Genomic DNA, 24,856 nt, shown 5'->3' with positions numbered 1-24,856 from the left:
TGGGGCGGGCAAAGCGCGGCCCCCACCACGCGTGCGCAGTGTCAAAAAATGGATGCGGTCCGGGTAGGTGGTGGGCTCAGTCGTGCGAGTTTTCGCTGGCGTGCCAGCTGCCCAGGGCCAGCCGGGTACCCCAGGCCATCAGGGCGAACAGCGCCACGCCGGTCAGCGAGATCAGCAGCAGCGCAGCGAACATGCGCGGGATGTTGAGCTGAAAGCCGGCCTGCAGGATCTGGTAGGCCAGCCCGGCGCCCTGGCCGCCGGTGCCGGCCACGAACTCGGCCACCACGGCGCCGATCAGGGCCAGCCCGCTGGATATGCGCAGCCCGCCGAAGAAGTAGGGCAGCGCACTCGGTATGCGCAGGCGCAGCAGGGTCTGCATGCGCGTGGCGCGGTTGAGCTTGAAGTAGCTTTGCAGGTCCGGCTCCACGCTGCGCAGGCCCAGCGTGGTGTTGCTGATGATGGGGAACAGCGCCACCAGCGCAGCGCAGATCACCATCGACGCCGTCGGGTCCTTCACCCAGATGATGATGAGCGGCGCCACGGCCACGATGGGCGTGACCTGCAGCAGCACGGCGTACGGGAACAGCGCTGTCTCGATGCGCTTGCTCTGCACAAACAGAAACGAGATCAGCACCCCCGCCACCGTGGCCACAGCAAAGGCCAGCACGGTGATCTTGACGGTGACCCAGAGCGAGCCGCCCAGGGCCGCCCAGTCGGTGAACAGCGTCTTGAGCATGAGCAAAGGTGAGGGCACCAGGTAGGGCGGCAGCTCCATCGCCGTGACCAGGCCCTGCCACAGTGCGATGAGCACCAGGCCCACCAGCAGCGGGTAGACCACGCGCTGCACGCGGGGCTGGGCCATCAGCGGCACGCGCGGTCGTACGGCAGGCTTGGTAGCGGCGATGGCGCGGGCGGGCGGGGCGGTGCGCTCGGCCGCAGGGCTGGCCACCGGGGTGGAAGGGAACGGGGTGCTCATGCTGCGGTCTCCTCGGTGTCGGCGCTGGCGCGCAGCAGGCTGTCCTGCAACTGCTTGGCGTAGCGGCTGAATTCGGACGAGACCATGAAGTCCGACGTGCGCGGGTAGGGCGCATCGATGCGGAACTCCTCCACCACGCGGCCGGGGCGCGCGGCCATCATCACCACGCGGCTCGACAGGAACACCGCCTCGTGGATCGAGTGCGTCACGAAGATCACCGTGAGCTTCTTCTTGCGCCACAGATCCAGCAGGTCCGCATCGAGCCTGTGGCGCGTGATTTCGTCCAGCGCGCCGAAGGGCTCGTCCATCAGCAGCAAATCAGGCTGGGTCACCAGGCCGCGCGCAATGGACACGCGCATCTGCATGCCGCCCGACAGGGCGCGCGGCAGCGCGTTGGCAAACTTCGACAGGCCCACCAGCGCCAGGGCCTCGGCCACGCGGCCGTCGGCCTCCTGGCGCGGCATGCCGGCCAGGTCCAGCGGCAGGCGCACATTGGTCTGCACGCTGGCCCAGGGCATGAGCGTGGGCGACTGGAAGACAAAGGCCATCTTCTTGCCGCTTTCCTCCAGCTGGGCCACCGGCTTGTGCCACAGCTGCAGCCGGCCATCGGTGGGCTCCAGCAGGCCGGCCACCATCTTCAGCAGCGTACTCTTGCCGCAGCCCGAGGGGCCGAGCAGGGTGACGAACTCGCCCTCTTCGATGGTCAGGTCCACCGGCAGCAGGGCTTGCGTGCCGTTGGGGTAGGTCTTCTCGGCCGACAGCACCTGCACGGCGGGCGTGGGGCGGTGGGTCGTTGCCGGGTCGGCGGGGGTGGGCTCAGCGGACTGCATGGGGTCGCCTTTCGATGGATGCGGCCCGCCCCGCTGCGCGCGGGGCCGGGGCCGCTGTTTCAGGGCAGGGTGGGCTTACGGAAGAACCTTGAGGTCCTTGACGAAAGCGGTGCTGTACGTATCGGCCAGCTTCACCTTGGCCGGGTCGATCAGCTTGGCCTCCACCAGGAAGTCGTAGCTCGCCTTGGCGCGCGCATCGGTCATCACGCCGATGCCCATGCTGGCCGCGTCGCCACCCGTCACCATGCCCATCTCCTTGAGCTTGGCCACGCTGTAGGCCAGCTGTTCGTCGGTCATGTTCGGGTTGTCCTTCTTGATCAGGGCATTGGCCGGGGCCGGGTCGGCCAGGTAGCTCTTCCAGCCTTCCATGGTGGCCTTCACGAACGAGGCGACGGCGGTGCCGCGCTCCTTCACGGTCTTGTCCATGCAGCTCACCGTGGTGGCGTAGGCGGGGTAGCCCTGGTCGCTGAACATCAGGGTGTTGGCCTTCACGCCGGCCTTGGCGATGGCGAAGGGCTCGGACGTCAGGTAGCCCTGCTGGGCGGTGTTCTTGTCGGCCACGAAGGGCTGGATGTTGAAGGTATAGGGCCGCGTCTGCGCATCGTTGAAGCCGTACTTGGCCTTCAGCCAGGGCCAGTAGCCGCGCTGGGCCGACGAGGCGATGAGGATGGTCTTGCCCTTGAGGTCCTCGAACTTCTTCACGTCGTCGTGCGCGATCAGCACCTGCGGGTCTTTCTGGAACACGGCCGCCACCGTGGTCACGGGCACACCGCCCTCGCGCATCTGGATCATCTGCAGGTCGCTCGATCCCATCACGCACTCGGCCTGGCCGGCCGCCATCATCTGCACGATGTTGACCTGCGGGCCACCCATCTTGATGGTCACGTCCAGGCCGTACTTCTTGTACAGGCCCGTGGCCACCGCCTGGTAGAAGCCGCCATGCTCGGCCTGCGCGTACCAGTTGGTCATGTAGGTGAACTTTTCCTGCGCGTGGGCCTGCATGGTGCCGGCGGCACCAACAGCGAGCAGCGCAGCTGCACCAAGTTTGGAAAGGCGGGAGGCGGTCTTCTTCATCATGGCAGTGCTCCGGTAGGTGGTGGAGGGGGAACAGGGACGAAAAGGGGGGATGGATGCGGCTGCGTTCGCAGGTTTCAAGCCAGGGCGGTGGAGCTCTCCACATGGCCCGTGTGGTTGGCGCGGCCCCAGGTGGCTTCGGCGCGCGGGGCCCAGCGCAGCTGGTGCAGCTCGGTGATGGCGGCGGCCCAGCTCACGGCCAGCGAGTCGAGGATTGCGTGGCCCTGCTCGGCCGTGGCCGGCAGCGGGTCGCCGATGATGCCGCTGGGCCCGAAGTCGCGCGCGCTCCAGGCGCAGGCCGGGCGGCCGTCGGGCGACAGCAGGGGCGAGCCGAACACGGGCGGGTAGTTCACCACCGCGCGTTCCATGTGCACGGTGTCGGGCGCCAGGGCCAGCATCAGCGCCGTCTCGGCATGGCCGGCGTGCATGGCCAGCTTCTTTTCCTGCTCCGACAGGTACTTGCCCGCCACGTGCGGCACGCGCCAGGTGAAGCTGGGCACCACGATGAAGTCGCCATGGCGCAGGCGCAGCTCGCGCGCGCACATCTCCATCACCTGCGGCTGGCCGCCATGGCCGTTGACGAACAGCAGCTTGCGAAAGCCCGCGCGGTAGACCGACTCGCCCACCTCGTTCATGGTGGCCAGCAGGGTCTCGCCGCTGAGCGTGATGGTGCCCGGAAAGTGCAGGTGCTCCTCCGACTTACCGTAGGTGATGGGGGCCATGGCAAAGGCCGGCACCTCGGCCGGCAGGCGCGCCAGCGCATGGCCCACCACACCCGCGCTGATCACCGTGTCCACCGCGCAGGGCAGGTGCGGGCCGTGCTGCTCGGTGGCGCCCGTGGGCAGCACGATCACGGTGTTCTCCTTGTCCGGCAGGTCGACGATCTCGGTCCAGCTCAGGTAGGGCAGGTAGCGGTGGGGCGGGGTGTAGCCGTGCAGCATGGGCGGGTCTTTCGTGAAGGGGATGTGGAGGTCAGCGCAAGGGGAGGTAGGCAGTCGCTTCCACCTCGATCAGGATGTCGGCCGTGGGCAGCATGCCGGTGACCTCCACCACGGTGGAGGCCGGCGGCTCACCCGGGAAGAACAGCTTGCGCACGCGGCTGTACTGGGGAAAGTGGTCCAGGTGCTTGAAGTACTGCACCAGCTTGAACACGTCGGACATCTGGCCGCCCGCGGCCTCGATGGTCTGGCGGATGCGGTCCAGCACATACCAGCTCTGCGCCAGGATGGGCCCCTCCTTGATGTCGCTGCTGAACTCGCCCGTGCGGCCGATCAGCGTGGCCGCCTCGTCGGGGATGTCGGCGTAGCCGCGCACGATGCGGTTGGCCGCAGGGTCCACGGCGATGATCCCGGACAGGAACACCAGGTCGCCCGCGCGGCGCCAGGCGGCGTAACGGGCCAGGGGCTGGGCGATGCCCGAGGGGGTGTTGGAAGCGGTCGTCATGCAAGGCTCCGTACAGGAATGGGGGAGGGGGCTGGGGTGGCGTTGGCCACATGCCACGCCGCGCTGGCATGGCCGCTGGTGACGCGGCCCTGGCGCAGCACCACGCGCTGCTGCGTGCGCGACGGAAAGCCCCAGCCATCGGCCTGCTGGAAGACGATCAGGTCGGCCGGCATACCGGGCTGCAAGGGCAGGGCATCGGGCCCGCGGCGCAGCCAGTCGCTGCGGCACAGAGCCTCGGACCAGCGGTCGAACGGCGCGTCAAGCTGCGCCGCCAGCACGCCGGTGGCCAGGGCCTCCAGCGGGTCCAGGCTGCCCACGGGGCAGAACGGGTCCTGGATGTTGTCGCTGGCCACCAGTACCGGAATGCCGCGCGCATGCGCCTCCTTGATGAGGGTGATGCCGCGCTGGCGCGGCGTGCGGCCCGTGGTGGCGTCCTGCAGCAGCAGGTTGGTGATGGGCAGGGTGACCAGGGTGATGGGGCAGCGCGCCACGGCGTCCAGCGTGGCCAGGGCGGTGGCCTCGTCCTGCGCGGCCAGCGCGCAGGTGTGGCCGCAGACCACGTGGCCGTCGAAGCGCAGCTCCTGCAGCAGCGCCGCCGTGGTGGCCAGGCCCTGGGCGCCGGGGTGCAGCTCCTCGTCCACATGCAGGTCCACGTTCAGGCCGTGGTGCTGCGCGGCCTCGAACAGGTGGCGCAGGGCCTGTGGGTCCCAGTTCGTGGAATGCACGAAGCCCCCCAGCAGCGCGCCCGGGCCGCTGTCGGCCACGGTGGCGGCCAGCCGCATGGCGGTGGCACGCTCGGTGTACAGGTGCAGGGGGATCAGGGCCACGCGCTCCAGCAGCAGGCGGCCCGCCCATTCGTGCGCCAGGCTGCGCAGCACGTTCCAGGCGAGCGGCTGCGCATCGGGCTCCCACCAATCGCAGTGGGTGCGCAGGTGCACGGTGCCGGCCTCGCAGGCCCATTGCAGGGCGCGGCTGGCGCGGGTGCGGATGTCGGCGTCGGTCCAGCCCTGGCGGTCCACCATCATGGCCTCGATGGCGCCCAGCAGGCCGGGCTTCACCGTGCCCATGCGCGGCAGGGTGAAGGCCTTGTCCAGATGGGTGTGCGCATCCACCAGGCCGGGCAGCACCAGGGCGCCGGCCAGGTCCCAGGTGGCGCCCGTGGCCGGGGGCTGGGCAGGGTGGTGCGGCGCGATGGACTCGACGCGGCCCTGCACCAGGTGCACATCGGCCAGTGTGGGCTGGCTGCCCTGGGCGGGCCATTGGCGCGGCAGCAGCCAGCGCGGCAGCCGCGCGCGCAGCAGGTGGTCGGGGGCGTTGGATGCGTGCATGGACAAGATCCCCTTACGCAAAGCGCGCCATGGCCTGGCCCACGCGGGCCTTGAAGGCGGCCAGCCGCGGCGGCGTGGCCACGTTCATGTGGTAGTAGGCGTGGTAGTCCACGCGCGCCTTGCCGCCGGTTAGCAGGCGCATGTAGCGCGTGACGGACTTGCGTGGCGGATCGCCCATGAGCAGCGCCGTCCAGCGCGGGCGGCCATAGGTCACCACGGCCGAGATGCGCTTGATGTGCGTGAGCGAAGGCTTGACGTTGTGCGGGTCGCTGATGTCGAAGGCCACGCCGGGCATCAGCACCCGGTCGAAAAAGCCCTTGAGCATGGCCGGCATGCCGAAGCACCAGGTGGGAAAGCAGAACACCACCGCCTCGGCCCACAGCAGCCGGTCCACATAGCCCTGCACCGGCAGGCGGTTGCTCGGCACCTCGTGGTAGCCCAGGCGCTCCTCGCGGCTGAGCACGGGGTTGAAGTCCTCGGCATACAGGTCGCAGTCGTCCACCTCGTGGCCGGCCGCGCGCAGGTTGCGCACCACCTCGTCGTGCAGGGCCGCGTTGTAGCTGGTCTCCACCGGGTGGCAATAGATCACGAGGATGCGCATGGCGGGGGCTCCTTCTTCAAAGGTCGAGCGTGAGCGTGGGCCCGTGGCTGCGCGCGCAGCACACGGCCACATGGGTGGCCTGCTCTTCGGGGCTCAGGCAGCTGTCGCGGTGGTCGGGCGCGCCGGCCAGCCAGCGCGTGGCGCAGGTGCCGCACACGCCCTGTTCGCACAGCGTGTCGATGGCGATGCCGGCGAGCTGCAGCACATCGGCCATGCTCTCGCCGGGCTGCACGGGCAGCCGCATCTGGCTGCGCGCAAGCACCAGTTCAAAAGAAGCCGGTTCCGTGGCGGGCAGCGGCGCTGCCGTGGCTGGGGTTTGCATGTTTGACCACTTGATTTGATCGATTGGTCAAACTATTGCAAATGCTGTGCCAGCAGGGCTTTCGGGCCGTTGCCTGGCTTGCCCTGGGTCAAAGCGCTGTATTGGCGCTGCTGCTACGCCCGCAAGCGTGCAGGCCTGTTCACTCTGGTGCGAAATCGGGTGCCAGGCCACAGCCCAGCAGCACGAAATTGGTGAGCTCGCGCACGATGGGTTCGCGGTCGATGGTTTCTTCGGGCGCCAGGCCCAGCATGATGTGCACCTGCACGCCGTAGTCGGCGTAGTGCTGCGTCATGCCCCAGATCTGCATGAGCAAGAGCCGCGCGTCCAGCGGGCGCATGCGGCCCTCGGCGATCCAGCGGTCGATCAGGTCCACCTTCTGCTGGGTGGACTTCACGGCCACGGGCCAGTACCGGCCCAGGTTGCGCCCGCCGCCCAGCACCTCGGTGGTGAAGATGCGCGACAGCCCCGGGTTGTCCAGCGCGTAGTCGAGCTTCTTGCGCACATAGGTGCTCAGCACCTTCTTCGGGTCGTCGCTCTGGCTGTCGAACTGGAAGGCGCCAGACCAGCCGTTGAGCACCGAGTACAGCAGCTCCTCGTACAGCTCTTCCTTGCTGGCGATGTAGTAGTGCAGCTGCGGCTTGGTCAGTCCCGCGCGCTCGGCAATGGCCTTGGTGGACGCGCCCTTGAAGCCATGGCGGCTGAACTCGGCAATCGCCGCCTCGCGGATCGCACCCAGGATGCGCTCGCGCCCCTGCTTGGAGCGGCTGAGCAGGGCGCCAGAGACATTGCTCTCGGCTTCGGGTTCGGTCATGGAGGGGGCTTTGGACGGCATGGATGCCGATTCTCGCCGTTCAGGATTTCCAGAAGCCCACATGCGGTGCACTGGCCTCTTCGATGAGGGCGGGGCCGATGCATTCGATGGCGTGTGGCGAGGCGGCAAACACGTCGCGGCACGACAGCTCGGCATCGCGCTGCTCCGCGCGCTCCCCGCGGAACTCGCGCAGGCGCACCGCGTCGATGCCGAACACCACGCGGCCGATGCCCGACCAGAAGATGGCGCCCGCACACATCACGCACGGCTCGGCCGACGAATACAGCGTGGCCTGGGCCAGCGCATCGCGCCCCACGCGCGGGCTGAGCTGGCGCACGGCATTGGTCTCAGCATGGCCCGTGCAGTCGCCCGTCTCGGTCGCGTTGCAGTAGGCCTCGGCCAGCAGCGTGCCGTCGCCGCCGATCACCACCGCGCCAAAAGGCCGGTTGCCGCGCGCCCGGGCCGTGCACGACCAGGCGATGGCCTTGCGCAGGTAGGTGCCATCGGTGTCGCCGATGTCGGCCGGGTCATCGAACTGGTGGTGGGGCAAGGCGGCCATCAGGGCATGCATGGGGTGTCTCCGTCAAGGTGAACGGTTGCTGTTGCCACCGCTATGCATTTGGCATGCCACGAACAATGTGTGACATGTATGCATGCCTTTTGTGGCCGTGCGCTGTGCTCAGATCTTCCACGCACCCTGGTGCGAAGTGGACGATTCCTCGATCAGCGCCGGGCCCACGCAGGCGATGGGGTGGGGTGATGCATGGAACACGTCGCGGCAGGAAAGCTCGGCATCGCGCTGGTCCAGCCGCTCGCCGCGGAACACGCGCAGGCGCACCGCGTCGATGCCGTAGACCACGCGCCCGATGTTCGCCCAGTAGATGGCGCCCGCGCACATCACGCACGGCTCGGCCGACGAGTACAGCGTGGCGCCGGCCAGGTCCTCGCGGCTATGCACCGGGCTGGCCAGCCGCACGGCCGAGGTTTCGGCGTGCGCGGTGCAGTCGCCGTTTTCGCCGGTGGCGTTCCAGGCCTCGGCCAGCACCCGGCCATCGGCCGCCACGATCAGGGCGCCAAAGGGCCGGTTGCCGCGCGTGCGGGCCTTGTCGGCCAGGGCGATGGCCTGGCGCAGGTATTTGCCGTCGCGCTCGTCCAGGGGTGCCTCCTGCGGCAGCAGCTCTGCGGGGGCGGTGCTGTTCATGCCACCACCTTGCGGTCGGCCAGGGCGGGCAGAAAGGCGGGGTTGAACACGCGCTCGGGCGCAGGCTTGCGCGCCAGGCTGAACACGGCCGCCACCTCCTCGATCTGGTGCGCCAGCACGCTGCCCTGCACGCCGCCCAGGCCCACGGCCTGCGATTCGGCCGTCTGCAGGTACTGGCGCGTGATGGCCCAGCGGTCACGCTCCACCTCCATGTTCAGGATGGCCTCGCGCGCCTTGATGGCGGCAAACGCCGCCTCGGGGTTGGCCAGCGTCTCGCGCAGCGCGCGGTTGCTTGCGCGCAAAAATGCCTTGGCCACCTCGGGCTTCTCCTGCAGCAGCTTGCCGGCCAGCACAGCATTGCCATACAGGTTCAGGCCCGCCTTGTTGTATTCGAGAACCGACAGGTCCTTGGGCGGGACGCGTGCGAACAGCGACACGGCCGAGTCGTGGAAGTAGGTGGCGGCATCGACATCGCCGCGCACCACCACGTTGTCGCGCGCGCTGAAGTCGGTGGTCACCCAGCTGAACAGCTCGGGCGGGGTCTTGAGCGCGCGGGCCACCATGGGCCAGCTGCGGCGCGTGGCTTCCACGGCGGCTGCGGCCACCTTCTTGCCCTTGAGCGACTGGAAATCGGTGGTGATGCCCCGGTCCTTGCGGCCGATGATGACGAACGGCGCCCGGTTGTAGTACTGGTAGATGGCCTGCACCGGCGTGTCGGCGTTCTGCGCGTGGAACTCGGCCAGCGAGCTGATGTCGCCCAGGCCGATGTCGTAGGCCCCGCTGGCCACACGCGTGATCGATGCCACGGAGCCTGCGCCCACATCGATGGTCACGTCCAGGCCCTCGTCCTTGAAGTAGCCCTTGGCCTGCGCCAGGAAGAAGGGCGAGGTCTGGCTGGTCACGCGAAAGTCCAGCGTGAACTTGAGGGGGGTGAGCGTGCCCTGTGCGTGCACCACGGCAGGGGCGCCCAGCGTGGCAGCGAGCGAAGAGGCGAGGGTGGTCGAGAGAAAGCGGCGGCGTTGCATCAACATGGCGGTGGCCCAGGTTCGGTGGAATGTCCCGGACCCACAGGCGTGTGCCGCCGCAGGACCGGGTCGAACTGAGCAATTTCCGGGCGCCACCAACAGCAAAGAAAGGTGGCAGCGCTGAACGCTTCTACTCGGCAGGGGCTGATGCAGAAAGCGTGCCCGGTGCCGCAAAAGCGCTGCGCCGCGCTGCGCGCCAGGCACGTTTTGCCAGAGGCTTGCCTTGGCGCAAGCCGCTGCTCAGCCTCTTGTGCGATAGGGCTGGCATGCGCCGAGCACGCGCCTGAGGTGCGCTGGCTTGGTGCGCTGGCGCCCTGGTTTGGTGAGCGCTGGCGCACAGGGTCGAACGGTGCCGTGGGGCGTCCCTGTGGAATGTCCGACGGCATTGCTGGCCTGCCGTTTGCTAGCATCCGGTGTAAGAGTAGAAGCGTTCAGTCCAGCCCATCCGCATTGCGTGGACCGGCTGGCGGGTCATTGCTCTTGAAGCCGGTGGCGGCTTGCGTGCGGTGCGCGTGCCCTTTGAGGGCCCTCGCAGCCTGCGGGCCGTTGCCATTGTTCCCTTCAAGAGCCACATGGCGCCGCGCCGCTTCTTTCTTCATTCCCAGCGGCCTGCCGTGTGCCTTGTTTGCCATTGATCTAACGAGGAAACCACGCCATGCACAGCAGCACCACTGCCACCCCCACGGCATCGTCCGTCTATGAGCCCACCGTCGCCCCCGACGTGCTGGGCGAATTGGAAAAAGAATCGCGCATGGGCGGCGCGATGGACGGCGAGACCTCCACGCGCGAAGTGCGCCGCATCGACATCTCCAACTTCGACGAGCGCAAGGAAGAAATCGCCGATCAGCTGTGGGCCGCGTCGGTCGACATCGGCTTCTTCCAGGTGACGAACCACGGCATCCCCATCGAGGACATTCGCGCCGCGTTTGCACGGGCGCAGGCCTTCTTCGACCAGCCCAAGGACACCAAGGCCCAGTGGCCCCTGTCGCGCAACTCCGGCTGGGAGCACAAGGCGCAGATCCGCCCCTCCACGCGCACGCCCGACCAGAAGGAGTCCTACCAGGTCACCCGCCCCCGCATGGCGGGCCTGTGGCCCACCGAGGCCGAGCTGCCCGGCTTCCAGGCCGCCACCCTGGCCTTCGAGCGCCAGTGCTGGGAGGTGGGCATGCGCCTGCTCTCGTGCTTTGCCTACAAGCTGGGCTTTGATGCGGACTTCTTCACCCGCGCCCACCAGCCCGACCTGCCCACCTACCAGAGCACGCTGCGCATGCTGCATTACTTTGCGGTGGACCCTGCCCTCAAGGACGAGCTGGGCCTGTGGCGCGCCGGCGCCCACACCGACTTCGACTGCCTCACCCTGCTGTTCCAGCGCCCCGGCCAGGGCGGCCTGCAGGTGCTGCCCGGCAAGGAGGCCGAAGGCCGCCAGTGGACCAGCGTGGAGCCGGCCGAAGGCGTGATCACCTGCAACATCGGCGACATGCTCACGCGCTGGAGCGACGACCAGCTGCCCAGCAATTTTCACCGCGTGCGCAACCCCCTGCCGCACGAGTACCAGGGCGCACGCTACAGCCTGGCCTTCTTCTGCCAAGCCAATGAAGACGCCGTCATCGAAGGCCCCGCCAAGAAGTACCCGCCCATCACCGGCGCGGAATACCTGCGCCAGCGCATCAGCGCTAATTTCTCCAACAAGTACTGAGTAAGGGGGCGGGCGCGGGGCTCGCTCAGGCCCCGCCGCGCATCCACAGGTAGGCGACCACAGCCGCCACCAGCACCACGGCCACCACGATCCAGTTGCCCACGCCACCGCTGGGCTGCTGGCCTGGCGAAAGGCCCGGGGTGCCTGCACCCACGCCGATGGATGCCGGCTCGCCCATGGACTGCTCGATCGCATCGGCCCGCTCCTTGGCCTCCTTCAGGCCCAGGCCCTCATGGTCGCGCAGCAGGCGAATGGCCTCGATCTTATTCCCCTCGGCCAGGGCCTGGCGCACGGCGTCGGGCACGTGGAAGCTGCCATCCACCGGCTGCGCCGCACGGGCTGCCACCGACACCGCCTCGCCACGCTGGTGCGCGTCGATCAGGTCCTTGGCCTCCTTGAGGCCCAGGCCCCGTAGCAGCGCGCAGGCGCTTGATGGCTTCGATGAGCTGGCCTGCATCGAGGGCGGCCAGCACGGCGGGTGGGAGAGAAGGGCCGGCAGGGGGCATGGCAGTTCTGTTCAGCGGTGGCGACGAGCATGTTCTATCACGCGCGGGTGCGATTGGGCAGGGACTTCGTCCATTCTTGCGTCCTGTTGCAGGACAAGGCAGCTCGCTGCTTTGCCTTGCCTAAGACCGCCAGCTCTCCGGCCGCCGCACGGCCGAAGACATTGCTGCCTTCTACCTAGAGCGCGGCGCCAAGCAGGTCGTCGTCAAGCTCGGGCCCGAAGGGCCTGAGAGCGGAGAGCAAAGCTCAGCGGAGCGGTTCTGGCTAGGCGCTGCGTCGCAGGCAGTACGAGTAGTACGACAAGACGCGGCAACGATGCCAGAAGAGCTTTGCTAGCCGCTCTTACTACGCGCAACGCGACGGCGCATCCGGCATCGCGCCCGGCCTGCGCGTGGAGCGTGTGGTCGATACCGTGGGCGCTGGTGACGGGTTTGCGGTGGGTGTCGTCAGCGGCCTGCTCGAAGACTTCACCCTGGCCCAGGCGGCGGCCCGTGGCAATGCCATTGGCGCGCGCGTGGTGCAGTTTCCGGGGGATGCGGATGGGCTGCCTACGCGGGCGGAATTGGGGTTGGGTGGGTGAACGCTGAGAGCTGATAGCCAAATCAATAAACGATAGCGGAAGCCACTAGCCGGTTTTGTAGGTTTTGAGAAGGGATTCCGGGATCAAGGTCAGGTTACCGCGTGCACGTGAACACGCCACATACAGCTTGTTCCGCGTTCCGGGATTGATGTCCTTGAACCCGCCTTTCTTCCATGCCGTTACATTGCCCGGGTTCAGAACTACTACCACGTCCCCATACCTGTCCACCCCCTTGGATGCCCCCCAGTTCTGGGAGTAGCACCCAAATTTGTGGTGCTCTTGGTAGAAGAGTTTGACGACGCTGTTGTCCTCGTAGAGCGCCCGCACTGCATCTGGGTCATCCACATAGCGCACTGTTGACTCGCGGGCATTGCTTGCTTCGATGGCAATCCCAATCTTTTCTGTGATGAAGTCGCAGACGCTTTTGCTGCATCTGTGGCTTGCCTTCAGACTGGTTGTGTCTACGCTGATCTCGGCCTTCTTGAAACGGGTCTGGTACTCCACATAGTCGTCGTGTAGCCCCACATTGACGGAGCCATCGCGGCTCGTATCGTAGGTGTGCTGAAAAAAATCCCCAACGAAATCGCACTGCACCTTGGCCGCGCTGATGGACATGAGGAAGTTGAAATCGTGGCCTCCAAAATCCTGGACCTCGTCCACGAAAAAGACATCGAAATACTTTTCAATGCGCGCAATCACGGCTGGCATCAGCTTCGACTGCTCCATCAACTTCGCGAGCCTGTTTGCATAGAGTCGCTTTCCCGCTGTCATGTAGCGACGGTCCTGAGATAGGCTGAGACGGGGAAGGAGCGGCGGCAAGCTGAATGTCACGCCTCTTGTTTTCTTCGCTGAGCGGAGAAAAGGGCGATAGCAAAAGCTATGGAGGAACCGGAAATAGGTGTAGAGCTTGACGTTCGCAGGGAAGTAGCCAAAGCGCGCAATGATCTTCTGGCGCAAGTTCTCCCGGTTCGCGTCCGTGTAGGTCACGATCAGGAAGCGCTTCTCCTCATCCAGCTTTTGCACCAGGCGGGAGGTTTTACCGGAGCCCGCTACAGCGAAGGTTACGCTCTTATCCATTCCACCGCCTGCTTGATGTAGGCGGGCACGGTCAGCTCTTCGCCCTTTTTTTCCAGCAAAGTGAACGCTGCATCGGTCTTATTCTTCAACATCCACTCTTCAACAGAAAGCGTGCGTCGACCCTCCGCGAATTGCGCCTCGCACAAGGCCTTGTTGTCTTGGTACATGCAGACTTCGAAGCTGTATCTGGCATTGTCAGTGTCAGCAAAGATCATGGTCGTTGCCGCGAGGTGGTCCGCGTAGTTCTCAACGCAGTTGACCTGATAGTCGCGGTCGTTGTCACGGATGACGGCCACGCGAATGCTCAGGAGCTTCGCAAGCTCCAAGTAGCGCTTGAAGCTGGTGCCATCCACGGAGATGACGTGAACTCCGTCAGTGTCAGTGCTTCCACCCGGCGCACTGTTTTTGTATAGAGCATCCATCAGGATGAATTCCGCATCACCCTCCACAAGGATCGCCTTCTTGCATAGCGCCAGCTCAAGAACGTTGTTGTCCGGGGCCTTCATGAAGAACTCTGCCGTCTCCTTGCTGAGGCTCTTCAGTGAGGCCGGCGCTGATGGTGTCTCTTCGCTCAGGATCTGCACGTTCTTGAGATTGAGACGTGTCGCGATGAAGCTGCTATGGGTCGCGATGAAGAGCTGCTTCTTGCGAGATGCCCTGATGCGCTCAATGAGCTTGCGCATGTGGACATGGCTTAAATGGTTCTCTGGCTCCTCAAGAAGTAGAACGTCAAGCGCATGTTCGCGGTCACGAAGCGCGAACTCCGTCTTGATGAAGCACTGCCGGCCCTTGCCCTTGCTGTCAATCGGGATGTCACCCTCCGTGATGATGATGTCCGTCTCAATGCTGGCCTTCGGGCTGGTTCGCACATCGAACTTGTAGATATCGAGCGGCTCATTCATCTCCTTCAGGATTTCGTCCCTGAACTTGAGCTTTGCGCGCCGGTACTCAAAACCGTGAAGGTTACGGTCAACCACGCTTGCATGCGCCGCGTACATTGAACGGGTGTACTCGCGGGTTGCGTACTCGTTGTTGATCTGCGCACTGTCGATGAGCAGATGCTTGAACGGCTTCTTGTGCGGAAAGATTGCGTCATCCGTGAACGTGGAAAACTGAATGCCGTAGTACTCGAAGGGGAAGCTGTCATGGGGACCGTCCAGGATCTCCTTGATCTGCTTCGTGTAGTCCTCAACAGGCTTACATTCCAGCTTCATGCCCAGGGCGTCAATGCCCTTGCTGTTGTTCCGACCATCCAGATCAGCATCAGTCACACCGTCAAAGTAGACCTCGATCACCAGTTCTGGCAGGTCTTCGATTCTTCGAGGAGCCGTGGCCAGGAACTTTGCGATGCAGTCAACGTTGAAGAGGGTCTCCAGACCCAGTGCCTCAACCTTTGACCGACTGGCGCTGAGGACAATGTCCAGCGCCTGAAGGACTGAGCTTTTGCCGGCCTCATTGCCGCCGACTAGGATGTTCAGTTCAGGATCAAAATCGAGCTCGAGCGTCTTGAACCGCTTGAAGTTTTGCAGTACCAATTTCTTGACTGTCCCCACCGCAAGCCCCTCCTACCTGAACCGTGTTCGTTGAGCCCAGCAAGCTTAGCGTGTGGTCTCGGCCTTGAGAATCCAAAAAATACAGGCCATGCACAGGGGAAGAGGGGATGGAGGCTGTTTCCCCGTCCTCAGGCCTATCAACGGATCTGCCAGGCCCTACGACAGGCCAATGTCAATGGTTCCGAGCTTTCCCTTGAAGCTCTCAGACTTTTTGCACATGGCATCGATTTCCTGGTGCGTGAAGCCGCAGAGTTTTAAGACATGGAGCTGGAAAAGCAGCTCGAGAACTACGCACAGCTTGTAGAGCTGACCGCCCTCGGCACTTTGCTCTTTTCCTGCCGCATCGTAATGAGTCAGGTAGTTCCGTGTCGCAACGATCTTGTCAATTCGCGGCTTGGTCTTCTTGGCGTCCCCGAAGATATACGTGAACTCAGAGAACAACTCCTTCAGGCGCTGACGCAGCGAAGGTTCATTCCCGTACTTCAGTCGAGGTTCCAGCCAATCCTTGAATTCCTTTGGGACCGCGCTTTCGAGCAGCGCTGTCAGTTCTTTGTACTTTTCTTCAGGGAAGGCTTTGCTTGAGGAGGTATGCCGATGCAACGACTCGCAGGCCTGCGCCAGCATCAGAAATTTGTTGTCGAGATAGAGTTCACGCCCCTTGTTGACAGCGAAGTACAGGTTGAAAGGAGCCACGTACTTCTGATAATTCGTCAGCCACGAATCGAACTTGACGGCGAACTCTTCCTGCACATCCGCGAACTGGAACAACGTGTATGGCGGCCTGACATCGGCCAGCTTTGGTTCTGCCCTAAAGGCTGGCGAGTAGTAAAGGGTGAACGGATCTTCTTGCACTTTTTCGCCAATGGTCTTGATGACCTTTTGGGAACGCAGAGTGATCTCTTCAAAACCTACCAGTTGATTGATGCCAACCGAGGCGAAGCTCACGAAGCGGTGGACCATCTCCAGTACGTCGTCTAGAGGCGTGGCCTTAGTGAATCTAAAGCTCACCCATGTTTTCTGGGTGATTTTCGCTTCGCGATATTGAATAGTTGAAGGCACTGACCATGCTGGATAAAACCGCACAGTGGTTCCATCCGAAAGCGTCCATTTTTTCTCCGGTGGGGGCACGAACGTGACCGCTGCTGAAGTGTACGTGGACTTTTCAATAACGGTGTTGATCGGCGCAAATTCCAGCCATTCATTGACCGCATCTCCGTAGATGTCAACTTGGTCAAACTCAAAGGGCTCATCTTGACCGAAATGTGTGCCAAACAGTGCGGTAGCAACTCGAAACGTCGTCTGCGGCACCCCCGGAAAACTCAACTTCCGGTTGATGACATGGCAACGATCTAACGTGATCGACTTACCTGTATGGGAGAGTCCGAGAATTCGGCCAATTTTCTTGACGTCATCAACCTCTATGACACCTCCAGAAAGTACCCCCATTAGTTCAAGCTGCAATCGTCCGTCGTCAGTGGATACAAATCGCCCAGGGACCTGATTATCAGGTGTCTGAGGGAGCCAAAAATAGCCTTCAAGGTTGGGGGGGCTGAGTGTGCTCACGGTTGCCTACGACCTCCGGCAAGTTCTATTGCCATGCTCATTATGCTGCCTATCAGCATTGGCTTGGCCCCATAAATGAAGGCCGCTGCAATCTTCTTGCAAGCTCATTCTGAGACAGCTGTCGTGGTCAAGCTTTTCCGACATTTCGATAGAGGATGTTGCGCCCAACGCCGTACCACTTTGGCGCTTCCATTATGCGGCGAGCGCCGCCTACTTAACCCCCGTCGTCGTAGCACACCCTTCCCCCATCCCCGCCATTCCCGCCAACTTCTGCAAACTCGACCGCTTCTCCAGACACGCCTTGTATTCCGCCTCCCGCACTTTCTCCTGCGCCAGTTGCGCAGCACGCGCACGCTCGGCCTGCAACTGAGCTATCCGCTCGCGGATCTGCGGCATGGCAGCCAGGGCCGCCTTCTCGCCTTCGAGGATGGCGCTGGCGCGCTGGGCGAAATCGGCGGGGCCGATGTCCAGCACCTGGGGGCGGATCACCACGTCGGCGCGGGCCAGTTCGGCCTCGCCCAGCTTCTGGCCCATGATGGCGATGGACTGGCCCAGGGTGCCCAGCATGTCGCCGGGCGTCTTGCCGCGGGCCTTGTTCGAGATGTCCACGGCCACCACCACGTCAGCGCCCAGCTGGCGCGCGGCGTCCACGGGCACGGGGCTCACGATGCCGCCGTCCACAAAGTGGTACTTGCCGATGGTGACCGGTTGGAACACGCCGGGCACGCTGCTCGATGCGCGCACGGCCTGGCCGGTGTTGCCGCGGGCGAACACGGTGCGCTCGCCATCTTCCAGCCGCGTGGCAACCGCCACAAAGGGCTTGGCCATCTGCTCCAGGCTTTTGCGGCCCACCTGCTCGTTGACGTAGTCCTCAAGCTTCTTGCCCACCACCAGGCCGCCGGACGACAGCTGCAGGTCGCGGATCTTGGCTTCGTCCAGCGCCACGGCCTTTTCCTGCATGTCAAAGGCGTTCATGCCGCTGGCGTACAGCGCACCCACCACGGCGCCCGCGCTGGTGCCCGAGACGACGGCGGGCGCGAAGCCATTGGCCTCCAGCATCTTGATCACGCCGATGTGCGCAAAGCCCTTGGCCGCACCGCCGCCCAGGGCAATGCCGACCTTGATGGGGGCGGGTGCCGTTGCCGTGGTCGCAGGGGCGGCGGTTGTTGCTGCGGGCTGGCTGGGGGTGGTGCCACCGCCGCATGCGGACAGGCCGGCCACGGCCAGTGCAAGCGCCAGGGGGCGCAGAAAGGTGTGCAGGCGCATGGTGCCGAAAGATCCTGTGGTTACAGGGCGGCGAGTATATCGACGGGTGCTTTCCGGCGTTGCTGCCAGGGTTGGCCGGCTCGGCTTGGCTCAGCGCCAGAAGTCGCGATGCAAGGCCGTGATTTCGTCTTCGAGCGCCAGCACCGGGCCCAGCACCTCGGTGGCGCGCTGGCCGGCGGCAAACACCATGCGGCAGGGCAGGTCCAAGGTCGGGTTCTCGGCGTGATCGCCGGTCAATGCCTTCAAGGCCGATTCCTCGGCGCCATACAGCACCCGGCCAATGCCGGCCCAGTAGATGGTGCCTGCGCACATGGCGCAGGGCTCGAAGGTGGTGACCAGCGTGCACTGCGCCAGGTAGGCGCCGGGGTAGTTGGCGGCTGCCGTGCGCGCCAGCGTGCTCTCGGCATGGTTCACCGTGTCGATGTTGCCCTGCTCGGCCAGCACGGTCTCGCCGTCGGGCGCGACCAGCAGGGCGCCAAAGGGGTGGCGGCCCATGCCCATGGCGCGCTGCGCCACGGCATTGGCGCGGCGCAGCAGGGTCGCGGCCTGGGCTTCGCCCAACGCCATCGTGTTATTCACCCTGGGATCCGCGGTGTGCCCAGCCCGTGGTGCGCTTTTCCACCCAGCTGAACAGCTCGTACATCACCATGGCCATGGCGCCCACCACCATCAGGCCGGCAAAGGCCAGGCCCATCTGCATGGACGAGCCGGCGCTGATCAGCAGGTAGCCGATGCCCTCGTTGGCGGCGGTCATCTCCGACACCGTGGTGCCCACAAAAGCCAGGGTGATGGCCACCTTGAGCGAGCCGTAGAAGTACGGCATGGAGCGCGGCAGGCCCACCTTGGTGAGCACGTCCCAGCGCTTGGCGCCCAGCACGCGCAGCACGTCTTCCAGCTCGGGCTCCAGTGTGGCCAGGCCGGTGGCGATGTTCACCATGATCGGGAAGAAGCTGATCAAGAAGGCCGTGAGGATGGCCGGCCCCACGCCAATGCCGAACCACACCACCAAAATGGGCACGAAGGCCGCCTTGGGCAGGGCGTTGAAGGCGGTCATCAGCGGGTACACGGCGGCATACGCCAGGCGCGAGCTGCCGATCAGAAAGCCCAGCAGCACGCCGACCACGATGGCGAGGCCAAAGCCCGCCATGGTGACCCAGAAGGTGCGCCAGGCATGGGCGGCGATAACGCCGGCGAACTCCACCAGCTGCACGCCGATGGCCCAGGGGCTGGGAAAGATGAATTCCGAGACGTTGAAGGCCGAGCAGATGATCTGCCACAGCAGGACGATGGCGACGAGCAGGATCCAGGGGGACCAGCGTTCCGCGGTTTTCTTGTGCATGGTGTTTCTGGATACTTGCTTATTGCTGGATGGGGGCGCCGGCCTTGCGCATGGCCCCAATATGGCCGCGCAGCTCGTGCACGATGTCGGTGAACTCCTTGGTGTAGGTGATCTCCAGGTCGCGCGGGCGTGGCAGCTCGATGTCGCGGCGCACCACGAAGCGGCCGGGGCTCTTGCTCATCACGTACACCGTGTCGGCCAGGAAGACCGACTCGCGCAGGTCGTGCGTCACCAGGATCACGTTGAATTTCTGCTCGGCCTGCAGGTCGCGCAGAATGCACCACAGCTCTTCGCGCGTGAAGGCGTCGAGCGCGCCGAAGGGCTCATCCAGCAGCAGCATCTTGGGCTCGTGGATCAGCGCGCGGCAGATGCTGGCGCGCTGCTGCATGCCGCCCGACAGCTGCCAGGGGAACTTGTCCTCATACCCACCCAGGCCCACCTTCTGCAGCAGGGCGCGGGCGCGGGCTTCGTACTCCTTGCGCTTTTGCTTGAAGTTGCTGCGGTGGGGCTCCACGATCTCCAGCGGCAGCAGCACGTTGTCCACCGTGGTGCGCCAGGGCAGCAGGGATGGCGCCTGGAAGGCCATGCCCGAGATCTTGAGCGGCCCGGTCACGGGCTGGCGGTCGATCAGGATCTTGCCCATCGAGGGCATCTTCAGGCCCGTGGCCAGCTTCATGAAGGTCGATTTGCCGCAGCCCGAAGGCCCGACGATGGCGATGAACTCGCCTTGGCGGACCTGCAGGTCGATGGCCTCGACAGCGAAGTGGTTCTGGGCGAGCAGCTCGTCGTTGTAGGCGAGCCAGACGTCACGAAAATCCACGAAATAGGAATCGGCAGCCGTCATTGGATGGTGTTCTTGTGGGGCTGGGCCCGCCAGCCCGACACTGCGGCGGGGCGGGCGGGCGAGGGGAGGGAATGCATCGGCCAGCGGCATGCCGCTGGCCGCGGGGTCACTTCTTGGGCAGGATGTTCAGCTCGGCTGCGGGGGGCAGGAAGCTGTCGGTCCACACGTCGTCGGCCTTCACGCGGGTCTTGGTGTTGAAGGCGTCGGACACCTGCGATGCCATCAGCGACAGGCGGCCCGGCACGGCCTTGCCAAAGCCTTCGGCGCGCGCGTCGGGGCTGTTGATCACGGTGTCGATGGCCAGCTGCAGGCGGCGCGTTTCCAGCGGCACGTTGACGATGCCGTCACGCGCCTTCACGTGCTCGATGGAGGCAGCCGGGTTGGCCATGACTTCCTTGGCGCCCTTGGTGAAGGCCTTCAGGAAGGACTTGATCGCCTCGGGGTTCTCCTTGATGAGCTTGGGCGAGGCGATGATCACGTTGCCGTACAGCTTCACGCCGAAGTCGGCATAGGGCAGCACCACCACGTCGGCGGCCTTGGCGCCGCGCGCCTCCAGGTTCAGGAGCGAGGTGAAGGTGAAGCCGGTGATGGCGTCCACGTCGCCGCGCACCAGCATGGTCTCGCGCAGCGGTGGGTCCATGGCGGTCCACTGCACGCTGCCCACGCCATTGGCCTTCTGGAAGATCGGGAACGCGCGGCGGCCGGCGTCGAACACTGGGGCACCGAGCTTCTTGCCCGCCAGGTCGGCCGGCTTGGTGATGCCGCTCTTCTTGAGCGCCATGACCGAGGCCGGGGTGTTGTTGTAGACCATCATCACCGCCACGGGCTTGTTCTGCGCGTCGGGGTTGTTGGCGTGGAATTCCATCACCGCGGCCAGGTCGGCAAAGCCCATGTCGTAGGTGCCCGAGGCCACGCGCTGCACGGCGCCGCCCGAGCCGTTGCCGGCATCCACCGTCACGTCCAGGCCCGCTGCCTTGAAGTAGCCCTTGGCCACGGGCTGCAGGAACAGGGCAGCCGGGCCCTCGAAGCGCCAGTCGAGCTGGAACTTGATGGGCGTGGTGGCCTGTGCATGGGCCACGGAGAAGCTGCCAGCGGCGACCAGCAGCGCGGCGGCTTGCAGGAGGGATCGTTTGTTCATAGGTGGATTCCTGTCAGAAGACGGCAGGGGAAGTTGCGCACATGCGCTGGCGGTCCGGATGCACCGCCCCCGTGCCTTGGTGGGGAGTCAGCAAAAACGATGCCCGCTTTCAGGAGCGCCAAGGCGGGATGGAGCCTATTGTTCGCCAGATTGGTGCATGCCCTTCTAGAGGCTTTCCCGAAATGGTGCATCAGCAGTGCATACCACGGTGGTACATCGTCGATTCACCAGGCCGGTGCGCGCATTGGGGCAAACGCGCACCCACGGTCGGCGTGCCAGTGGTACAACGAAAGTCCATTCGAATCCAACGGACAAGGAGGGAGCCCCATGGCGAATATCCAGGAATTCTTCGAGAACGTGCAGTTGCCCACCATCCCCGACGTGGCGCGCGAGCTGATCGCCACCATGAAGGACGATGACATCCCCTTCGAGAAAGTGCGCGGGGCGATCTCCAAGGACCCGGCCCTCACGGCCAAGCTCATCCGCCTGGCCAACAGCGCGCGCTTCGGCCTGCCGCGCCAGGTGGCCTCGCTCGACGACGCCATCACCATGGTGGGCCTGAACCAGGTGCGCACGCTGGCCCTGGCGTCGTGCATGTCCGGCGTGTTCAAGGACGCGCAGGGCGTGGACGCCGAGGCTTTCTGGAAGGAAAGCATGGCCATCGCCGGCTACTCGCAGTGGCTGGCGCGCACCCTGGGCTCGGACGTGCAGGAGTCATGGCTCGCCGGCTTCCTGGTGCGCCTGGGCGAGCTCATCATTGCGCAGAAGATGCCCGAGCAGATCCCCGCCATCGAGCAACTGCCGCACCACGCGGGCGGCCGCTGGGAGCGCGAGCGATCCCTGCTGGGCTTCACCGAGGCCCAGGTCACCGGCGAGCTGGCGCGGCGCTGGCGCTTTCCGGACACCATCGTGCGCGCGCTGGAGACGGCCGAGGACCCCGTGGCCTCCACCCCGTTCTGCCGCCTGGGCGGCATCCTGCATGTGGCCACGCTGCTGGCCGAGATCGGGCTCGAAGAGCCCAAGTCGCCGGCCGACACCATTGCCAGCCTGCCAGCCGAGGTGACCAAGGCCCTGCAGCTCGATGCCGACTGGCTCGTGGAGCACTTGCCGCCCGTGGCCAACTACGTGGACGTCTCGGTACGTTGAGCCCGCACGGGGGCGGCTCGAAAAAAAGAGGCCCGAGGGCCTCTTTTTTTGTGGGCGCTGCTGCAGCAGATCAGCGCGCGCGCGTGGCTGCGCTGGCAACGGCCAGGGCGGTCATGTTGAACACCCGGCGCACCGTCGCCGCGGGGGTCAGGATGTAGGCCGTGGCCGCACCGCCCATGAGGATGGGGCCCACGGTCACGCCGCCGCTGGTCGTGGTCTTGAGCACGTTGTAGAGGATGTTGGCCGCATCCAGGTTGGGGCAGATCAGCAGGTTGGCCGAATCGGTGAGCGTGGAGTCCGCCATGTAGGCATTGCGGATGTTGGGCTCCAGCGCGGCGTCGCCGTGCAGCTCGCCGTCGCACTCGATCTCGGGGTGGGCGGCCACGAACAGGTCGCGCGCTTCGCGCATCTTGCGGGCCGATGGGCGCTTGGACGAGCCATAGCTCGAGTGCGACAGGAAGGCCACCTTGGCCGGCAACCCGAAACGCTGCACCTCCTGCACCGACATCCAGGCGATGTCGGCCAGCTGCTGTGCCGTGGGGTTCTCGTTCACGTACGTGTCGGCAATGAACAGCGTGCCGCGGTTGGTCATCAGCGCATTGAGCGCGGCGTAGTCGTTCACGCCCTCCTGGCGGCCCAGGATGCTGTGGATGCGCTCCAGGTGGGTTTCGTAGGTGCCCACCAGGCCGCAGATCATGGCGTCGGCATCGCCCAGCGCCACCATCAGCGAGGCGATGATGGTGTTGGAGCGGCGCACGGACGCCTTGGCCACTTCGGGCGTGGCGCCATCGCGCTTCATGAGGCTGTGGTAGTGCTCCCAGTACTGGCGAAAGCGCGGGTCGTCCTCGGGGTTGCACACCTCCACATCCTTGCCCAGCTGCATGCGCAGGCCGGCCTTCTCGATGCGGGCGGCGATCACGGCAGGGCGGCCGATGAGGATGGGGTGGGCGATCTTGTCGTCGATGGCCATCTGCGCGGCACGCAGCGCGCGCTCGTCCTCGCCATCGGCGTAGGCCACGCGCTTGTTGCCTTCGGGCAGGGCCTTGGCCGCGGTGATCACCGGGCGCATCAGCATGCCGGTCTGGTAGACGAAGCGCGACAGGGCCTCCTTGTAGGCCTCCATGTCGGTGATGGGGCGCGTGGCCACGCCCGACTCTGCCGCCGCCTTGGCGACGGCGGGCGCTATCTTGAGGATCAGGCGCGAGTCGAACGGCGTGGGGATCAGGTAGTCGGGGCCGAAGGTGAGTTCCTTGCCGGCATAGGCGCTGGCCACCTCTTCGCTGACGTCGGCCTTGGCCAGATCGGCGATCTCGCGCACGCAGGCCAGCTTCATGGCCTCGGTGATCTTGGTCGCGCCGCAGTCCAGTGCGCCGCGGAAGATGTAGGGGAAGCACAGGACGTTGTTGACCTGGTTCGGGTAGTCCGAGCGGCCCGTGGCAATGATGCAGTCCGGCCGCACGGCCTTGGCCAGCTCGGGGCGGATCTCGGGCTCAGGGTTGGCCAGCGCCAGGATGATGGGCTTGGTGCCCATGGTCTTGACCATCTCGGCCGTGAGCACGCCAGCGGCCGAGCAGCCCAGGAACACGTCGGCACCGTTGACCACGTCGGCCAGGGTGCGCGCCTCGGTCTTTTGCGCGTAGCGCTGCTTGGAGGCATCGAGCCCGCCGGGGCGGCCGTCGAAGATCACGCCCTTGGAGTCCACCATGAAGACGTTCTCGCGCTTCACGCCCAGGCCCACCATCACGTCCACGCAGGCAATGGCCGCGGCACCCGCACCCGAGACGGCGATCTTCACCGCGCCGATCTCCTTGCCCACCAGCTCCAGGCCGTTGAGCAGCGCGGCGCTGGAGATGATGGCCGTGCCGTGCTGGTCGTCATGGAAGACGGGAATGTTCAGCCGGTCCGACAGCTTCTTCTCGATGTAGAAGCACTCGGGCGCCTTGATGTCCTCGAGGTTGATGCCGCCCAGCGTGGGCTCCAGCGCCGCGATGATCTCGACCAGCTTGTCCGGGTCGCGCTCGGCCAGCTCGATGTCGAACACATCCACGCCAGCGAACTTCTTGAACAGGCAGCCCTTGCCCTCCATCACCGGCTTGCTGGCCAGCGGGCCGATGTCGCCCAGGCCCAGCACGGCCGTGCCGTTGGTGATCACGCCCACGAGGTTGCCGCGCGAGGTGTAGTCGAAGGCCTTGGACGGGTCGGCCTCGATATCGAGGCACGGATAGGCCACGCCCGGCGAGTACGCCAGCGACAGGTCGCGCTGGTTGGACAGGGGCTTGGTGGGGGTGACGGCGATCTTGCCCCGGCTGGGGTTGCGATGGTATTCGCGGGCCGCGTCGCGCAATGCCTCTTCGGCAGCGGAAAGGTTCTGTGTCATACGGAAATCCTGCAGGAGATTCTCAGCAAATGCCGAAAATGAGCTTACTCCAAGGAGAGAGCTGTCGGAGTGAGGGTTAATGCGTTGATTGCATGGGATCCAACCTTGATGCCATGGGTGCCATGGTGTGGGGGGTGGAGGCCTGGCCTTGCCCGGTGGGGC

General features: G+C 65.3%; 24 protein-coding genes and 1 pseudogene. 3 read left to right on the top strand and 22 right to left on the bottom strand.

Annotation, left to right across the window (positions count from 1 at the left end; genetic code table 11):
• Positions 1–76: 76 nt before the first annotated feature.
• The 12 genes from AC07PA_RS10855 to AC07PA_RS10800 all read right to left on the bottom strand — a co-directional run bounded on the left by AC07PA_RS10855 (position 77) and on the right by AC07PA_RS10800 (position 9,611).
• Positions 77–976 carry an ABC transporter permease gene (locus tag AC07PA_RS10855; RefSeq protein ID WP_494605215.1) on the bottom strand — a complete coding sequence of 300 codons (900 nt, stop codon included), beginning with the start codon at positions 974–976 and terminating at the stop codon, positions 77–79.
• Positions 973–1,806 carry an ABC transporter ATP-binding protein gene (locus tag AC07PA_RS10850; RefSeq protein ID WP_494605213.1) on the bottom strand — a complete coding sequence of 278 codons (834 nt, stop codon included), beginning with the start codon at positions 1,804–1,806 and terminating at the stop codon, positions 973–975. The genes AC07PA_RS10855 and AC07PA_RS10850 overlap by 4 nt, the downstream gene beginning before the upstream one ends.
• A 75-nt stretch (positions 1,807–1,881) precedes the next feature.
• The gene (locus AC07PA_RS10845) at positions 1,882–2,880 is read right to left on the bottom strand and encodes an ABC transporter substrate-binding protein (protein WP_145695473.1); all 999 of its coding nucleotides are present in this window, start codon (positions 2,878–2,880) and stop codon (positions 1,882–1,884) included.
• Positions 2,881–2,957: 77 nt separating this feature from the next.
• Positions 2,958–3,821, bottom strand: a complete 864-nt coding sequence (locus AC07PA_RS10840; RefSeq protein ID WP_494605211.1) for a creatininase family protein — start codon at positions 3,819–3,821, stop codon at positions 2,958–2,960.
• A gap of 31 nt (positions 3,822–3,852) precedes the next feature.
• Positions 3,853–4,323 carry a RidA family protein gene (locus AC07PA_RS10835; protein ID WP_494605209.1) on the bottom strand — a complete coding sequence of 157 codons (471 nt, stop codon included), beginning with the start codon at positions 4,321–4,323 and terminating at the stop codon, positions 3,853–3,855.
• Positions 4,320–5,651 (bottom strand): amidohydrolase family protein, encoded by a 1,332-nt coding sequence (locus AC07PA_RS10830; protein WP_494605207.1) that lies wholly within the window; start codon positions 5,649–5,651, stop codon positions 4,320–4,322. Before AC07PA_RS10830 ends, AC07PA_RS10835 begins: the two co-directional genes overlap by 4 nt.
• Positions 5,652–5,664: 13 nt before the next feature.
• Positions 5,665–6,252 (bottom strand): NAD(P)H-dependent oxidoreductase, encoded by a 588-nt coding sequence (locus tag AC07PA_RS10825; RefSeq protein WP_218340396.1) that lies wholly within the window; start codon positions 6,250–6,252, stop codon positions 5,665–5,667.
• A gap of 16 nt (positions 6,253–6,268) precedes the next feature.
• Positions 6,269–6,574 carry a 2Fe-2S iron-sulfur cluster-binding protein gene (locus AC07PA_RS10820; RefSeq protein ID WP_492805508.1) on the bottom strand — a complete coding sequence of 102 codons (306 nt, stop codon included), beginning with the start codon at positions 6,572–6,574 and terminating at the stop codon, positions 6,269–6,271.
• Positions 6,575–6,713: 139 nt separating this feature from the next.
• Positions 6,714–7,385: a TetR family transcriptional regulator C-terminal domain-containing protein gene (locus AC07PA_RS10815; RefSeq protein ID WP_494605205.1), complete on the bottom strand. Its 672-nt coding sequence runs from the start codon at positions 7,383–7,385 to the stop codon at positions 6,714–6,716.
• A gap of 40 nt (positions 7,386–7,425) precedes the next feature.
• On the bottom strand, positions 7,426–7,944 hold the full coding sequence (locus AC07PA_RS10810; RefSeq protein ID WP_494605287.1) for a nucleoside deaminase: 519 nt from the start codon (positions 7,942–7,944) through the stop codon (positions 7,426–7,428).
• 120 nt (positions 7,945–8,064) lie between these two features.
• Entirely contained in the window at positions 8,065–8,586 is a 522-nt protein-coding gene (locus AC07PA_RS10805; RefSeq protein WP_494605203.1) for a nucleoside deaminase, read from the bottom strand.
• Positions 8,583–9,611: an ABC transporter substrate-binding protein gene (locus tag AC07PA_RS10800; RefSeq protein WP_494605285.1), complete on the bottom strand. Its 1,029-nt coding sequence runs from the start codon at positions 9,609–9,611 to the stop codon at positions 8,583–8,585. The genes AC07PA_RS10805 and AC07PA_RS10800 overlap by 4 nt, the downstream gene beginning before the upstream one ends.
• Positions 9,612–10,362: 751 nt before the next feature.
• Between AC07PA_RS10800 and AC07PA_RS10795 the strand changes: the two genes are divergently transcribed.
• Entirely contained in the window at positions 10,363–11,307 is a 945-nt protein-coding gene (locus AC07PA_RS10795) for an isopenicillin N synthase family dioxygenase (RefSeq protein WP_494605283.1), read from the top strand.
• Between the two features lie 25 nt (positions 11,308–11,332).
• Here AC07PA_RS10795 and AC07PA_RS10790 read toward each other — a convergent pair whose 3' ends face one another.
• Complete coding sequence (locus AC07PA_RS10790) at positions 11,333–11,764, bottom strand: hypothetical protein (RefSeq protein WP_494605201.1); 432 nt, start codon at positions 11,762–11,764, stop codon at positions 11,333–11,335.
• A 176-nt stretch (positions 11,765–11,940) separates the two neighbouring features.
• Here AC07PA_RS10790 and AC07PA_RS10785 point away from each other — a divergent pair.
• Positions 11,941–12,391 (top strand): annotated as a pseudogene (locus AC07PA_RS10785) (carbohydrate kinase family protein); the annotation flags it as partial.
• Positions 12,392–12,436: 45 nt separating this feature from the next.
• Here AC07PA_RS10785 and AC07PA_RS10780 read toward each other — a convergent pair.
• The 8 genes from AC07PA_RS10780 to AC07PA_RS10745 all read right to left on the bottom strand — a co-directional run bounded on the left by AC07PA_RS10780 (position 12,437) and on the right by AC07PA_RS10745 (position 21,171).
• Positions 12,437–13,468 (bottom strand): DEAD/DEAH box helicase family protein, encoded by a 1,032-nt coding sequence (locus AC07PA_RS10780; RefSeq protein WP_494605199.1) that lies wholly within the window; start codon positions 13,466–13,468, stop codon positions 12,437–12,439.
• Positions 13,453–15,021: an ATP-dependent nuclease gene (locus tag AC07PA_RS10775; protein WP_494605197.1), complete on the bottom strand. Its 1,569-nt coding sequence runs from the start codon at positions 15,019–15,021 to the stop codon at positions 13,453–13,455. Before AC07PA_RS10775 ends, AC07PA_RS10780 begins: the two co-directional genes overlap by 16 nt.
• 156 nt (positions 15,022–15,177) lie before the next feature.
• Positions 15,178–16,584, bottom strand: a complete 1,407-nt coding sequence (locus AC07PA_RS10770) for an ApeA N-terminal domain 1-containing protein (RefSeq protein WP_494605195.1) — start codon at positions 16,582–16,584, stop codon at positions 15,178–15,180.
• A gap of 210 nt (positions 16,585–16,794) precedes the next feature.
• Positions 16,795–17,850, bottom strand: a complete 1,056-nt coding sequence (locus AC07PA_RS10765) for a patatin-like phospholipase family protein (RefSeq protein WP_494605193.1) — start codon at positions 17,848–17,850, stop codon at positions 16,795–16,797.
• A 90-nt stretch (positions 17,851–17,940) separates the two neighbouring features.
• The gene (locus AC07PA_RS10760; protein ID WP_494605191.1) at positions 17,941–18,417 is read right to left on the bottom strand and encodes a nucleoside deaminase; all 477 of its coding nucleotides are present in this window, start codon (positions 18,415–18,417) and stop codon (positions 17,941–17,943) included.
• Positions 18,418–18,421: 4 nt separating this feature from the next.
• Positions 18,422–19,189, bottom strand: coding sequence for an ABC transporter permease (locus tag AC07PA_RS10755; protein ID WP_007861943.1), 768 nt, complete (start codon positions 19,187–19,189; stop codon positions 18,422–18,424).
• A 19-nt stretch (positions 19,190–19,208) separates the two neighbouring features.
• Positions 19,209–20,033 (bottom strand): ABC transporter ATP-binding protein, encoded by an 825-nt coding sequence (locus tag AC07PA_RS10750; RefSeq protein ID WP_494605188.1) that lies wholly within the window; start codon positions 20,031–20,033, stop codon positions 19,209–19,211.
• Between the two features lie 106 nt (positions 20,034–20,139).
• Positions 20,140–21,171, bottom strand: coding sequence for an ABC transporter substrate-binding protein (locus tag AC07PA_RS10745; protein WP_007861939.1), 1,032 nt, complete (start codon positions 21,169–21,171; stop codon positions 20,140–20,142).
• A 327-nt stretch (positions 21,172–21,498) separates the two neighbouring features.
• Here AC07PA_RS10745 and AC07PA_RS10740 point away from each other — a divergent pair, with 327 nt between their 5' ends.
• On the top strand, positions 21,499–22,317 hold the full coding sequence (locus AC07PA_RS10740; protein ID WP_007861936.1) for an HDOD domain-containing protein: 819 nt from the start codon (positions 21,499–21,501) through the stop codon (positions 22,315–22,317).
• Positions 22,318–22,387: 70 nt separating this feature from the next.
• On the opposite strand, the gene AC07PA_RS10735 is transcribed toward AC07PA_RS10740, so the two are convergent.
• Positions 22,388–24,694 carry an NADP-dependent malic enzyme gene (locus AC07PA_RS10735; RefSeq protein WP_494605186.1) on the bottom strand — a complete coding sequence of 769 codons (2,307 nt, stop codon included), beginning with the start codon at positions 24,692–24,694 and terminating at the stop codon, positions 22,388–22,390.
• Positions 24,695–24,856: the final 162 nt, after the last annotated feature.

This window comes from Acidovorax sp. GW821-FHT09B03 (assembly GCF_059418305.1).
Note: the sequence above shows the minus strand (reverse complement) of the source record. Positions and strands in the feature narration are given on the sequence as shown.

Coding starts and splice junctions, on each gene's coding strand:
- AC07PA_RS10815 (WP_494605205.1), bottom strand. CDS start 7,385: ATGACCGAACCCGAAGCCGAGAGCAATGTCTCTGGCGCCCTGCTCAGC.
- AC07PA_RS10830 (WP_494605207.1), bottom strand. CDS start 5,651: ATGCACGCATCCAACGCCCCCGACCACCTGCTGCGCGCGCGGCTGCCG.
- AC07PA_RS10790 (WP_494605201.1), bottom strand. CDS start 11,764: ATGCAGGCCAGCTCATCGAAGCCATCAAGCGCCTGCGCGCTGCTACGG.
- AC07PA_RS10840 (WP_494605211.1), bottom strand. CDS start 3,821: ATGCTGCACGGCTACACCCCGCCCCACCGCTACCTGCCCTACCTGAGC.
- AC07PA_RS10825 (WP_218340396.1), bottom strand. CDS start 6,252: ATGCGCATCCTCGTGATCTATTGCCACCCGGTGGAGACCAGCTACAAC.
- AC07PA_RS10845 (WP_145695473.1), bottom strand. CDS start 2,880: ATGAAGAAGACCGCCTCCCGCCTTTCCAAACTTGGTGCAGCTGCGCTG.
- AC07PA_RS10755 (WP_007861943.1), bottom strand. CDS start 19,189: ATGCACAAGAAAACCGCGGAACGCTGGTCCCCCTGGATCCTGCTCGTC.
- AC07PA_RS10855 (WP_494605215.1), bottom strand. CDS start 976: ATGAGCACCCCGTTCCCTTCCACCCCGGTGGCCAGCCCTGCGGCCGAG.
- AC07PA_RS10765 (WP_494605193.1), bottom strand. CDS start 17,850: ATGCGCCTGCACACCTTTCTGCGCCCCCTGGCGCTTGCACTGGCCGTG.
- AC07PA_RS10750 (WP_494605188.1), bottom strand. CDS start 20,033: ATGACGGCTGCCGATTCCTATTTCGTGGATTTTCGTGACGTCTGGCTC.
- AC07PA_RS10805 (WP_494605203.1), bottom strand. CDS start 8,586: ATGAACAGCACCGCCCCCGCAGAGCTGCTGCCGCAGGAGGCACCCCTG.
- AC07PA_RS10800 (WP_494605285.1), bottom strand. CDS start 9,611: ATGCAACGCCGCCGCTTTCTCTCGACCACCCTCGCCTCTTCGCTCGCT.
- AC07PA_RS10740 (WP_007861936.1), top strand. CDS start 21,499: ATGGCGAATATCCAGGAATTCTTCGAGAACGTGCAGTTGCCCACCATC.
- AC07PA_RS10760 (WP_494605191.1), bottom strand. CDS start 18,417: ATGGCGTTGGGCGAAGCCCAGGCCGCGACCCTGCTGCGCCGCGCCAAT.
- AC07PA_RS10810 (WP_494605287.1), bottom strand. CDS start 7,944: ATGGCCGCCTTGCCCCACCACCAGTTCGATGACCCGGCCGACATCGGC.
- AC07PA_RS10820 (WP_492805508.1), bottom strand. CDS start 6,574: ATGCAAACCCCAGCCACGGCAGCGCCGCTGCCCGCCACGGAACCGGCT.
- AC07PA_RS10850 (WP_494605213.1), bottom strand. CDS start 1,806: ATGCAGTCCGCTGAGCCCACCCCCGCCGACCCGGCAACGACCCACCGC.
- AC07PA_RS10835 (WP_494605209.1), bottom strand. CDS start 4,323: ATGACGACCGCTTCCAACACCCCCTCGGGCATCGCCCAGCCCCTGGCC.
- AC07PA_RS10735 (WP_494605186.1), bottom strand. CDS start 24,694: ATGACACAGAACCTTTCCGCTGCCGAAGAGGCATTGCGCGACGCGGCC.
- AC07PA_RS10745 (WP_007861939.1), bottom strand. CDS start 21,171: ATGAACAAACGATCCCTCCTGCAAGCCGCCGCGCTGCTGGTCGCCGCT.
- AC07PA_RS10795 (WP_494605283.1), top strand. CDS start 10,363: ATGGGCGGCGCGATGGACGGCGAGACCTCCACGCGCGAAGTGCGCCGC.
- AC07PA_RS10780 (WP_494605199.1), bottom strand. CDS start 13,468: ATGGATAAGAGCGTAACCTTCGCTGTAGCGGGCTCCGGTAAAACCTCC.